The following is a 12,734-nucleotide window of genomic DNA, read 5'->3' as shown; positions in this document are numbered from 1 at the left end:
ATCTGACCTTACGACGTTACCGGTGGTATTGCGTACACAGACAAAGCCTATTCCTGTAGTTCGTCTACTGAACTGCACCAATTTTGTGCGGGCAGTCCAAAAAGGCCGCTATTATAGAAAACACTCTTGCGGTATTTTGGTATCTCTTGTCTGTGCATAGCAAGGCCCCCAATCGTAGTCTTATATCCTGCGATTGGGGGCCTCTTGCTGTCTATCGGGATTCCGTTCCCGACATTATTTTTATTCTTTTGTCATCAGGCCGCAAATCTGGTTGGAGAATTCAACCGGATCGTCGATTGTAACGCCTTCAATCAGCAAAGCCTGCGTGTACAGAAGGGATGCGTATGCCTTTAATTGATCTTGATCATTTTCATACAGGGAACAAAGCTTTTTGAAAATCGGATGGTTGGCGTTGATTTCCAATACGCGCTGTGCGGTAACCTTTTCGTCGGTCGGCATGGAATTGAGCACCTTTTCCATTTCAATGGAAATCGCGCCGTCGGTCGACAGGCAGACCGGATGGGTTTTCAGCTTCTGTGACAGGATGACCTGCTTTACTTTCCCCTTCAGGGCGTCCTTCATGAAGTTCAGCATGTCCTTATTTTCCTCGACCTGCTTTGCGGCGGCCTGCTTTTCCTCCTCGGTCTCCAGCCCCAGATCATCCGCGGAAACAGACTTAAACTCCTTGTCATCGTACTTCATCAGCATACGGATGGAGAATTCGTCAACACCGTCGGTCAGGTACAGGATTTCATAGCCTTTCTCCTTCACCGCCTCCGTCTGGGGAAGCTTGTCCACCCGGTCAACATTTTCGCCGCACGCATAATAGATGAATTTCTGCCCCTCTTTCATGCGGGAAACGTATTCTTTCAGCGTTACCAGCTTCTTCTCGCCGGAAGAATAGAATAACAGCAGATCCTGCAAAACATCCTTATGCGCACCGAAATCCTGATAAACGCCGTATTTTAACTGTAAACCGAAGTTTTTGAAAAACTCCTCGTATTTTTCACGTTCGTTCGAAAGCATACTCTCCAGTTCGGATTTGATCTTCTTTTCAAGGCGCCCGGCAATAATTTTCAGCTGACGGTCGTGCTGGAGCATTTCTCTTGAGATATTCAGCGATAAATCCTGGGAATCGACCAAGCCGCGTATAAAGCTGAAATAATCCGGCAGCAGATCCGCGCATTTGTCCATAATCAGAACGCCGTTGGAATAGAGCTGCAAGCCTTTTTCATAATCCTTCGTATAGAAATTCATCGGCGCTCTTGCGGGAATGAAAAGCAGGGCGTTGTAGGTTGCCGTGCCCTCGGTGCTGGAGTGGATTACCTTCGCGGGATCGGTATAATCCATGAATTTATTTTTATAAAATTCGTTGTACTCTTCTTCTTTTATCTCATTTTTATTTTTCCGCCAGATCGGAACCATACTGTTGAGCGTCTCATTTTCGGTATAGGTTTCGTACTCGTCCTTGGTCCCCCCTTTCAGGCGGCTCTTCTCAACATCCATTTTAATGGGATAGCGGATATAATCGGAATACTTTTTCACAAGGTTTTGAAGCGTATAGGTTTCAAGGAATTCGTCGTAATGATTGTCTTCCGTATCCGGTTTCAATTTTAAGATGATCGTCGTCCCATGGCTTTCTTTCTCGCAGGGTTCAATCGTATATCCGGCCGTTCCGGTGCTTTCCCATTTGCTGGCTTCTTCGCTGCCGAACGCTTTGCTCAGCACCGTTACCTTTTCACTGACCATAAACGCGGAATAAAAACCTACGCCGAACTGGCCGATAATTTCAATATCTTCCTTTTGCTCATTTTCCTTTTTAAAGTTCAGCGACCCGCTTTTCGCGATGGTGCCCAGATTGTTTTCCAGTTCTTCTTTTGTCATGCCGCAGCCGTTATCGGAAATGGTAAGGGTGCGGTTTTCCTTGTCCGGCAGAATGTTAATGCAGAAATCGTCGCGGTTCAGGCCGGTGTCGCCGTCGCTGAGCGTTCTGTAATAGAGTTTATCAATTGCATCACTCGCGTTGGAAATCAATTCCCGGAGAAAAATTTCACGGTGCGTATAGATCGAATTAATCATTAAATCCAAAAGGCGTTTGGATTCTGCTTTGAATTGCTTCATTATCCTATCATCAACCCTCTGTTATAAAAATTTTAGCACTCTCCATGTTTAAGTGCTAAAATCATTTTAATACATTGGCTGGAAAAATGCAAGTACCTGAATTGTTAATTTTTTGTTTCGTAAAAAAGGAAGCGCGCGGAACGATCCGCAGCGCTTCCTTTTTTTTGCGAATAATACAAGAGCCCTTAACGAATCTCTTCCGTGGGCACGTAATCGTGGTCAACCGTTAATACAACATAATAGCTTGGGTCCAGCTTGGACACTTCTTCGGAAATACGCTGCGTCAGCTCGGCGTCCCTGAGCGGGAAATCAAAAGACACGCTGACATCAAAAATCAGGTTCGAATGCGTGGTTCCCCATACGACGCGGAAATCGTGCATCCCGATTTTGGGAGAAATATTCCGAATAAGCTCCCCCACCTGCATTTTCAGCTCATTTGTGCGTTCGTCGCCGGTAACGATCGGGTCAAGGTGGATAACCAGATGAATCCCGTTATCCTTTAAAAAATCACGCTCGATATTGTCTATGATATCGTGGCTGACCATGATATCCTGCTCGGCGGCAACTTCGCAGTGTACGGAAGCAAAACGGCGGTTTGGGCCGTAATTATGCACATGAAGGTCATGGATTCCCAGTATCCCGTCATAACTTATGATTTTCTCGTATATCGCATCGACCAGTTCTTTGGAAGGCGCCATTCCTAACAGCGGGTTGCTTGTTTCCATAATCAGCCGGACACCGGTTATCATGATCACAACAGCGACAATCACGCCCATGTAACCGTCCAGATTAAACCCGGTGAAATAGGTGATTAACAAGCCGAGAAGCACCGCGGACGTTGCAAAAACGTCGTTCAGGCTGTCCGCCGCCGTGGCGGAGATAGCGGAAGAGCCAATCGTTTTTCCCACCTTCTTATAAAACAGGCCCTGCCAGATTTTAATCAGAATGGAAAGGATCAGCACCGCAAAGGTGAGCATGCTGAAATCGGCTTCCTGCGGATTCAGAATTTTATCGAATGAACTTTGAACAAGCTGGAAACCGACGATCAGGATCACAGACGATACGATTAATCCGGATAAATACTCAATGCGCGCGTGCCCGTAGGGATGCTCTTCGTCCGCCGGTTTGCCGGCCAGCTTAAAGCCCACCAGCGTAACGATGGAAGAACCCGAATCCGAAAGGTTGTTGATTGCATCCGCGGTAATCGCGATGCTGTGAAATACAATTCCCGCAGTCATTTTCAGTGCGAACAGCAGGATATTTGTTACAATTCCAACGGCTCCGGAAAATTTACCGTAGCGCTCCCTTACTTTTTCGTCATCCTTATTTTGATAATCCTTTACAAATGTTTTGATCAGAAAATCAAACATTATTTCACCTCAAAAAGGCTTCCTCCACAACAATCGATCGTTGTGAATAAAGGAAAATCCTCAACTTGCAGTTCTTTTACGGATTCACAGCCTAAATCGGGAAACGCGAGAACCTTCAGGGAACGGACGCACTTTGCGGCAAGCGCACCCGCTCCGCCGATTGCGCAGAGGTAAACCGCGCTGTTCCGTTTGATCGCCTCAACAACCTCCGGGGAACGTCCTCCTTTGCCGATCATGCATTTCAGCCCCAGATCCAGCAGGCGGGGTGCGAATACATCCATTCGGGATGAAGTCGTCGGTCCGCAGGCCCCAATCGGAAGATTCGGCGGGGTCGGGGTCGGCCCGGCATAGTAAATCGTTGCGTTTTTCAGTTCAAAGGGCAGTTTCTCCCCGTTGTCCAGCATTGTAAAAATACGTTTGTGAGCCGCGTCGCGGGCAGTGTATACGGTTCCGCTCAACAGGATTTTGTCGCCCGCACGCAGTGTTTTGGCCGCCTCGGCAATCTCACTCGTATGAATTTTTAATCTTTGCATCGTAACCTCACATCAGAATAGGGAACTGTATTACAGTTCCCTACAACATTTTCATTCATTATACCGTATTCTGCCAATTTAATCAAAACATTTTTTTCTTTCGCAAAACAAAATAACAAATCCCCATAAAGAGAATGGAAATACTTACCGGGAACCAGAAATTCGCAAAAGGAATTCCGCTTACATTCATTCCGTACATGCTTGCTATAACGGTCGGTATGGAAATAATCAGCGCAATGGAAGTAAGCGCTTTCATTACAATATTCAAATTATTAGAAATAACCGATGCGAAAGCATCCATTGTGCCGGATAAAATATTCAGATAAATGCTGGACATTTCAATCGCCTGCTTGACCTCGATCAGAACGTCTTCAATTAAATCCTGATCTTCCTCGTAAAGCTTTACAACGCGGCCGCGCATGATTTTTTCAATCGTAATCTCATTCGCCTTTAAGGAGGAGGAAAAATACACCAGGGATTTTTCGATATCCAAAAGCTGAATCAGCTCGGAGTTTTTCATGGACTTGCGGAGTTCTTTTTCAATGAAATTGCTGATTTTATCAATCTGCTTCAAATATTGCAGATAACGCGTCGCAACACGGAGCATGATATTCAGAATGAAGCGGGTTTTCATGTTGGTTTGAACACCCTTGACGACATCCTCGGAAAACTCATTGATCACCGGGTTCTCTTTGGTGGAAACCGTAATCACGTTTTTCTCCGTTATAATAATGCCCACCGGCATCGTGGTATAGGTGATGTTTTTTCCCGCCTTCTCAATCACCGGAATATCGATAATAATCAGCGTGCTGTCGTCTTCGCTGTCAATATGCGAGGATTCCTCTTCATCCATTGCCGCGCGGAAAAAATCCGGTTCGATATGAAAATCCGCAATAAGGCTGTTGATCTCCGCATCGTCCGGCGCTACGCAGTTTATCCAGCATCCAGGCTCACAGGAAGGAATCGGCGTAATATGGCCGTTGATCGTCTTGTAATAGGATAGCATTGCGCTCGTCTCCTTTATTATGTTTTTGACTACTTCGACTTAAAGGGTCAGGTTTCACAATGCCACCCCCAATATGTTTTCAATTTTACCCAAGTGTTATTATAACACAGTATGACGAGATTGCAAGAGCAAGCAGGGTATTTTGAGCAATATTTCTATAAATTCGAGCTAAAATGCCGTATAAGGCGCTATTTGGGCGAATTAGGGGATTTCTTTCAAACTTTGCCGGAAACACGAACGCTTTTTCAACCGCCGAATGAGAATTTAAAGAGGCGGATACAAACGTATCCGCCTCAGATTCAGAAAGTATGTATTGGTTATTTCCGATTGAAAATAGACATGATGTCCGTAAAATCCTCATCATCAATCGGGCTTGCTTTTGCCGCGGCCTTTACCGGGTCCTCGTGTTTTGCGCTTTCCTGGGGCTTGTCCTCGCTTAAAACCTCGCCTTCGTTTGTAGCGAAGCCGGTCGCGATAACGGTAACGCTCATTTCGTCGTCCATATTTTCATCGAACGCCGCGCCCCAAATGATATTCGCATCCTGATGCGCCTGCTCGGCAATCATGGAGGAAGCGGTCTCTATTTCATCGAGGCCGATATCGGGCGAAGAGGTAATATTGATAATGACGCCCTTGGCCCCGTTGATTGCGGTTTCAAGAAGCGGGCTGGAAATCGCCATGTTGGCGGCTGTTTCGGCCTTATCCTTTCCGGAAGCTCTGCCGACGCCCATATGCGCGTAGCCGGCGTCTTTCATCACGGCGGTTACGTCCGCAAAATCCAGGTTAACCAAACCGGGGAGTTTAATCAGATCTGAAATACTCTGAACGCCCTGACGCAGAACATCATCGGCTATGGAAAACGCGTTAAGAAGGGTGATGCGCTGTTCGCTTACCAGCTTCAGCCGTTCATTCGGGATGACAACAAGGGAATCCACATGCTCACGCAAAGCGGTAATGCCGCTTTCGGCCTGTTCCATGCGGCGGCGTCCTTCAAAATCAAATGGCTTTGTTACAATACCAACCGTAAGCACGCCCATGTCGCGTGCAATGGAGGCAACAATCGGAGCCGCGCCGGTACCGGTACCGCCGCCCATTCCGGCTGTGATAAACACCATATCGCTGCCACGGATGGCGGCTGCAATCGCCTCGCGGCTTTCGTCCGCGGCCTTCTGGCCCATTTCCGGCTTGGAACCGGCGCCCTTACCGTGGGTAACCTTTTCGCCAATCTGTATTTTCTGCGTAGCTTTGGAACGGTAAAGCGCCTGTTTATCCGTGTTCACACTGATAAACTCCACACCTTTCACGCCCATGGTGACCATGCGGTCAATTGCGTTTCCGCCGCCCCCGCCTACACCAATTACTTTAATTTGTACGATGTTGTCAAAGTCATTTTCTATTTCGATAGACATGTGCTGCATCCCCCTTACTATACGTCTAAAATCCATGAAGTATTTCCATTCATGAAAATTCAAATTTTACACTATAATTAATAATTTATCACGTATTGGCTTGAATTTCAATAAAATTCTATCGTATTAGTATATTATAATTCAGAATAATCTAATTTAAGAATGAGAAATAAGCGAACTATTTTGAAGAACTCTGGCTGGAAGGCGCTGAGGAAACCGTATGGGACGGATCAAAAAAGGTTTTGTTATCCTCTGCAGCGACGGAAAGATTCAGAACGCCCTGTTCATTCTCTTTAATTCCGCCTTCATCCAAAATGGTTTTGGCAAATCGTATTTTATAATCAAAATCGGACGGCAGACCCAGATTCATCAGAATACGGGAATCATAGAGGATTTGAATCTTCGAAGGATTCCTCAGGTCGATCTCCGTAATTTTTCCTAATTTATTAGTATTGATCGCCGCCGTCAGACTTTCAAAGGTTTCCTTCTGGGAGGTATCTTTATAGACCATCGTTTTGCCCACTTCCGCTTTTGCCAGCGAAAGCCCCTTAATCACAGGGCAGTTTTTGGGAAGTTCGCCGGCAAGCTCAAGTACTTTTCCGTTCGTTCCAATCACGATGTATTTTCCTTTATCCTCCACCGCGCCGGATACCGGTACTTCGGCAACCTCGATTTTAATCTTCGCGGGCAGCCCGCGGGAAACTTTTGCGGTTCCGATATAGGGAAGCTTTTGCTGTATTGCGGCGCTGGCTTTTCCGGTATCGGCAAGAAAAAGATTTTCTCCCTTGCTGATTCCTCCGGTTTTTATAATGACGTCGGCCGGATAACGGGAAGTCCCCGCCACTTCAATGGTATCGATTTTAAACAGGACGGTTAAGGAAACCACCACCGCTCCCACGGTAACCGCCAGAAACAGCAGAATATAGAAAACCAGAAGGAACCTGCGCCTTCGCCGTCTCCGAATTTCCGACCGGCGCTGCGGTGTAGCATACTTTTTACGGCCGGGGGCGTTTTGTTCCTGCCGGCCGGCCACAGGGCGATATTCGCCGCTTTTTTTATCGTATACGCGCGGCGTCGGATCCCTCCTGCTATTTTCCTTCCTGTTCATTGAAATTCCTCCGGTGACGTTCAGGCCCCGTTAAAAAATAAAAAGCGCCTAGATTCTTTTAATATCTGCGCCCAGCGAAGCCAAACTCTTTTCCAAACTTTCATATCCGCGATCCAGATGCTTTAAACCGCTGATCTGTGTTACTCCCTGCGCCGCAAGCCCTGCAACCACAAGGGCGGCGCCTCCGCGCAGATCGGCCGCTTCCACCGGTGCTCCGGAAAGGCGGCTGACTCCTTCCACAATCGCTACGCGCCCCTCGACTTTGATATTGGCCCCCAGGCGCAGCAGCTCGCCGACATGTTTATACCGGCTTTCAAAGATCGTTTCTACAAAGATACTCGTTCCGTCCGACAGCGTAGTCATCGCCATAACCGGCGCCTGCGCATCCGTGGGAAATCCGGGATAAGGCATCGTACGGACACTCTTGACTCTTCCGAGCCGTTTGGGTGATGTAATTTTTATACTGTTTTTATTGACATCAAAACGACAGCCGCATTCCTCAAGGATCGGAATGATCGGCGCGATGTGCTCCGGAATGATTTTTGATACCGTAAGCGTGCTGCCGGTTATCGCGGCGGCAGTCAAAAAGGTTGAAGCGGCGATACGGTCCGGTATTACGCTGTGTTCGCAGCCGCTCAGCGATTTTACACCCTCTATGACAACGGTGCTTTCGCCCGCCCCATAGATTTTCGCGCCGCATGCGTTGAGGAAATCCGCCAAATCCCAGATTTCTGGTTCCCGCGCGGCGTTGGTGATTACGGTGGTTCCCTTTGCGCGGCAGGCGGCAATTATAATGTTTTCCGTCGCGCCCACGCTGGGGAAGGAAAGATTGATGCAGGCAGCCTTCACGCCGTCCGGCGCGCTGCATTTCAGGCACCCGTGGTCTTCTTCAATGATTACCCCCATCTTCCTTAAAGCCAGAAGATGAAGATCGATCGGCCGCGGCCCCAGTTCGCACCCCCCGGGGAAGGAAAGCTCGGCCTTGCCCATGCGGCTTACGATTGCGCCCAAAAAAATAATGGAAGAGCGCATTTCGCGCATCAGGCTGTCCGGGATTTCATAATGATCCGCGCTCGAGGGATCAATTGCGACATCGCTTCCCGAGCGCTGAACCCCGCACCCTAAATAACGCAGAATCTTTAAAGATGTGTCAACATCCGACAAAACAGGACAATTATGTAGTATGCACCCGCTGTCACAGAGCAAGGAAGCCGCCATAAGCGGTAATGTGCTGTTTTTTGCACCGTGAATGCAAATTTCCCCTGAGAGTTTGTTTGGTCCCTGTATAAAAAGCTCTGACATAGCAACACCCCCACATAGTCTAATGACATACTATGCGGCTTTCGGCGTTGCGGTGATTGCTTTGTCAGATCCCGGCCAATACCTCTTTGATGATTCGATAAATCCGCTGGTTGGCGTCCAGAATCGCCATGGAGCGGGCGTTTTTCCCGAGTGACGAAATCATATCCGGATCTTTGAAAAGGTCGTCGACCAATTTGCAGAGGGATGCTCCCGTCAGATCTTTTTCCTCCAGAATCGCCGCGGCATGGCGGTCCACCATTGCCATGGCGTTGTGGTACTGATGATTCTCCGCTACGTTGGGCGAAGGAATTAAAATCGAAGCCTTCCCCTGCGCCTGCAGCTCGCTCAGCGTGATCGCGCCTGCACGGCAGATAACGAGATCGGCCGCGGCCAAGCATTCCGGCATATTGTGAATATATTCCCGGATATCCATATTGGGGTGCTCCGAAAGGTTCAGGCCCTTTTCCTTCAGTAAATCGGGGAACCAGCCGCCCCACTGGCCGTATCCGTGAATATGCTGGAAGCGGTCGGACTTGGCGCCTTTTACCAGCAGCTCGGCAACCGCCTCGTTGATCTTCCGCGCCCCCTGGCTCCCGCCAAACGACAGGATCAGCGGCCGGCTGTCCAGACCGAGCGCCTTGCGGGATGCGGCGCGGTCCGCGCGGATAACCGCCTGTCGCACCGGATTTCCGGTTAAAACGCATTTCGCCGCCGGGTCGAGGAATTTCTGCGCGTCCGCAACGGCAAGCATGGTTTTATCCGCGTGCTTCGAAAGCATTTTATTGGTAATGCCCGGATAGGCATTTTGTTCATGAATAATGGCCGGTATTTTCATTTTCATTGCTTCTCGGAGAACCGGCCCGGCAACATAGCCGCCTGTTCCTACACAGATATCCGGCTGAAAATCGCGGATAATGTTGCGCGCTTCCCGGCTGGAAGTAAAAATATGGACAACCGTTTCGATATTTCTTTTCACATTTTTCAGGCTGAGCTTACGCTGGAAGCCGGAAATGGTAATGCTTTTAAAATCGAAACCCGCGGCGGGAACCAAGCGTTCCTCCATACCGCCTTTTGCCCCGATATAAAGGATTTTTACATCCGGTTCCTTTTCGCGCACATAGCCGGCTATGGCAAGCGCCGGGTTAATATGGCCCGCCGTGCCGCCGCCTGCAAATAAAATTCTCATGATAAATAAGTCCCCTTTGTCATTCCGCCGTCCGGCCTTGTTTCATAAATAAAAAAATGAAGGCTTTAAACGGAGCTAAGTCTTTTCAATCGCCGACGTTCGTGAGATGGAAAGCACTACGCCCATTTCTGCCAGCAGCAGAACCAGCGAGGTACCCCCGTAACTGAAAAACGGCAGGCTGATTCCGGTATTCGGAATGGTATTCGTCACAACGGCGATATTTAAAACGACCTGCAATCCAACCTGTACCACCAGGCCGATTCCAAGAAGCATACCGAACTTATCCTTTGCCTTAAGGGAAATGCTGATTCCGCGCCAGACAAGCATTGCGAAAAGAATGATGATAATCAGCGCGCCGATGAATCCCAGTTCCTCGCAGACAATGGCAAAAATAAAATCGTTCTGCGGCTCGGGCAGGTACAGATATTTCTGCCGGGACTGTCCCAGCCCAAGGCCGAGTAATCCGCCGGAGCCGATGGCGTAAAGCGACTGGCGGGTCTGCCAGGTGTCTTCCATAATCGCCTTGCTCGCATTGGAAAACGGGTCGAGCCAGGCAATAATACGGTCATTGGCGTAGCTGAATTTTTTTGTAAACAGAACAAGGTACGCAACGACCGCCCCCGCGCCGCCGAACGCAAGGCCGAACCAGCGAAGACGGACGCCGCCGATAAACAGCATAACGGCCGCGAGCAGCACGCAGATGACGGTAGCCGAAACATGCGGCTCCAGCACCATCAGGCCGGTCATGGAACCCAAAATGAGTATGTACGGCAAAACGCCGTACCGAAAAGTATCCATCCGCTTGAAGTTCAGGGAAATTAAATGCGAAAACACCAGAATCAGCGCAAATTTGGCAAGCTCGGACGGCTGAAACTGGCCGAGCGGCCCAAGGCTGATCCAGCGGTGCACGCCGCTGATCGGTTTCATAAACAGCACAATCGCCAGCAGCATATAGGAAAAAAGAAGGATGGGAATCGCGAACTTATGCAGATGGTGATAATCAAAATAGGAAATAGCGATCATGGCCGCAACCCCGAGAACCGCAAAGAACGCCTGACGGCTGATAAAGAAATAGCTGCTTCCGTGACGGTAAAGGGCGTTTGCAAAGCTCGCCGAAAACAGCATGATCAAACCGATAATCAAAAGCGTTAAGACCAAAAACAGGAAAGGCATATCCAAACCGGAGCGCGCGGAAAAGACCCGGAATTTTTTTCGGATTCCCTTGGGTTTTTCTGTTTGTTCCTTTTGTTTTTGCTGGCGGGGGGCCGTATTGTTTTTTGGTTTGGTTCCTGTCATTTTTGTCCCCCTTTCTGTCCATCAGGGTAAGTATCAATCCAATTGAAACATAAGTATACGAAATATTTTGTCAGAAATAATGGAAATCGACAAGCAATATGAGCGTAACTTGCCAGGTGCCGGGAAATCGTGCAGGAAGGTGTAAGAGCGGCAAATCATGGAGCATACTTGCTGTATGCGACCGAAAATTGCAACCGCTGCCCATCAACATTCCGCGGGGGAAGCGGCCAAAGACGCTGTGCGTCCGGCTTTATCGACAGCCTGCAATAACGTTCTTTACATGGATATCCTTCACATATATAGTGGAAAATATTCCGGTTTAGAATCCGTAATAAACAAGCAACGCGGAGCAAATTCCACACAGTACGGTTACCAGAGCGAAAACCCGGCAGATTTTTATTTCGCTCCAGCCGCAGAGCTCAAAATGGTGATGGATCGGGCTCATTTTAAACAGCCTTTTGCCGTGTGTCGCTTTAAAGTAAGAGACTTGCAGCACAACGGAAAGGATTTCACAGATATAGACGATTCCAAGGAGCAAAATCAAAATCGGCATATTCAAGCCGAAGCCCAGCGCGCATACAATGCCGCCCAGAAACAGCGAACCCGTATCCCCCATAAATACTTTCGCCGGATTGAAATTCCAGATTAAAAAGCCGAGGCAGCCGCCGGCCGACGCCGACGCAAAAATGCTCAGGCCGTTCACACCCATCATTCCGGAAAGAAGCATAAAGAATAAACATACAAAGAAAGTCACCGTCGCGTTCAGGCCGTCGATTCCGTCCGTAAAATTCACGGCGTTCACAATGCCGACAATGCCGAGGAACGCGATTATCCAATACCAGATCCCGAGGTTCACACTGCCCCAGAAGGGAATCAGCGTAACGGAAGAGCCGCCTGCGAGATACAGCGAATAAAGGTACGCCGCGGCAATCAAAAACTGCAAAACCAGCTTTTGCCTTACATTTAAGCCAAGGTTGCGCTTTTTTACGACTTTTATATAATCGTCGAAAAAACCGACTGCGCCGAAACCGATTGCCATTAATAAGCCGCCGAATATTTTCGTGCGCATCAGCATGGCGAGCGAGTCTTGTTTTGTAACCGTGTAATACAGGGGGACGCAGATGACGATCGTCACCGTAATCCCGATGATAAACATAAAGCCGCCCATGGTTGGTGTTCCGTTCTTTTTTCTGTGCCACTTGGGGCCTACCTCACGAATCGTTTGCCCAAAATTGATTTTGTGAAGGAAAGGCACCATCCACTTTCCGATGACTGCGGTAATCCCGAAAGAGAGCAAGGCCGCCAAAGCAGTCCAAACCAGGTTCATAATATTCTAACTCCACCTTTTGTTATTGTTGTCCATGCGTTTGGGCACAGACTTAGGTAATATTATATCATATTCT

General features: G+C 48.5%; 10 protein-coding genes. All 10 read right to left on the bottom strand.

The annotated features are described in order from the left end of the window. Positions 1-240: 240 nt before the first annotated feature. Complete coding sequence (gene htpG / locus OUY18_RS00625; protein WP_268056772.1) at positions 241-2,121, bottom strand: molecular chaperone HtpG; 1,881 nt, start codon at positions 2,119-2,121, stop codon at positions 241-243. A gap of 185 nt (positions 2,122-2,306) precedes the next feature. Continuing rightward, the gene (locus OUY18_RS00620) at positions 2,307-3,491 is read right to left on the bottom strand and encodes a cation diffusion facilitator family transporter (protein ID WP_268056771.1); all 1,185 of its coding nucleotides are present in this window, start codon (positions 3,489-3,491) and stop codon (positions 2,307-2,309) included. Beyond that, positions 3,491-4,024 (bottom strand): FumA C-terminus/TtdB family hydratase beta subunit, encoded by a 534-nt coding sequence (locus OUY18_RS00615; RefSeq protein WP_268056770.1) that lies wholly within the window; start codon positions 4,022-4,024, stop codon positions 3,491-3,493. Before OUY18_RS00615 ends, OUY18_RS00620 begins: the two co-directional genes overlap by 1 nt. Before the next feature lie 82 nt (positions 4,025-4,106). Beyond that, positions 4,107-5,030, bottom strand: a complete 924-nt coding sequence (locus OUY18_RS00610; protein WP_268056769.1) for a magnesium transporter CorA family protein — start codon at positions 5,028-5,030, stop codon at positions 4,107-4,109. Positions 5,031-5,347: 317 nt separating this feature from the next. Beyond that, positions 5,348-6,439: a cell division protein FtsZ gene (ftsZ, locus tag OUY18_RS00605; protein ID WP_268056768.1), complete on the bottom strand. Its 1,092-nt coding sequence runs from the start codon at positions 6,437-6,439 to the stop codon at positions 5,348-5,350. A gap of 178 nt (positions 6,440-6,617) precedes the next feature. Next, positions 6,618-7,547, bottom strand: coding sequence for a cell division protein FtsQ/DivIB (locus OUY18_RS00600; protein WP_268056767.1), 930 nt, complete (start codon positions 7,545-7,547; stop codon positions 6,618-6,620). Positions 7,548-7,595: 48 nt separating this feature from the next. Next, the gene (gene murA / locus OUY18_RS00595) at positions 7,596-8,849 is read right to left on the bottom strand and encodes a UDP-N-acetylglucosamine 1-carboxyvinyltransferase (RefSeq protein ID WP_268056766.1); all 1,254 of its coding nucleotides are present in this window, start codon (positions 8,847-8,849) and stop codon (positions 7,596-7,598) included. 64 nt (positions 8,850-8,913) lie between these two features. Further along, positions 8,914-10,035 (bottom strand): undecaprenyldiphospho-muramoylpentapeptide beta-N-acetylglucosaminyltransferase, encoded by a 1,122-nt coding sequence (murG, locus tag OUY18_RS00590; protein ID WP_268056765.1) that lies wholly within the window; start codon positions 10,033-10,035, stop codon positions 8,914-8,916. Between the two features lie 75 nt (positions 10,036-10,110). After that, entirely contained in the window at positions 10,111-11,331 is a 1,221-nt protein-coding gene (locus tag OUY18_RS00585; RefSeq protein ID WP_268056764.1) for an FtsW/RodA/SpoVE family cell cycle protein, read from the bottom strand. A gap of 319 nt (positions 11,332-11,650) precedes the next feature. Beyond that, on the bottom strand, positions 11,651-12,658 hold the full coding sequence (gene mraY / locus OUY18_RS00580; protein ID WP_268056763.1) for a phospho-N-acetylmuramoyl-pentapeptide-transferase: 1,008 nt from the start codon (positions 12,656-12,658) through the stop codon (positions 11,651-11,653). Positions 12,659-12,734: the final 76 nt, after the last annotated feature.

The organism is Caproiciproducens galactitolivorans, from assembly GCF_026672255.1.
Classification (GTDB): domain Bacteria; phylum Bacillota; class Clostridia; order Oscillospirales; family Acutalibacteraceae; genus Caproiciproducens; species Caproiciproducens galactitolivorans_A.
The sequence above is the reverse complement of the archived record's forward strand: the minus strand, read 5'-3'. Positions and strand labels throughout refer to the sequence as shown.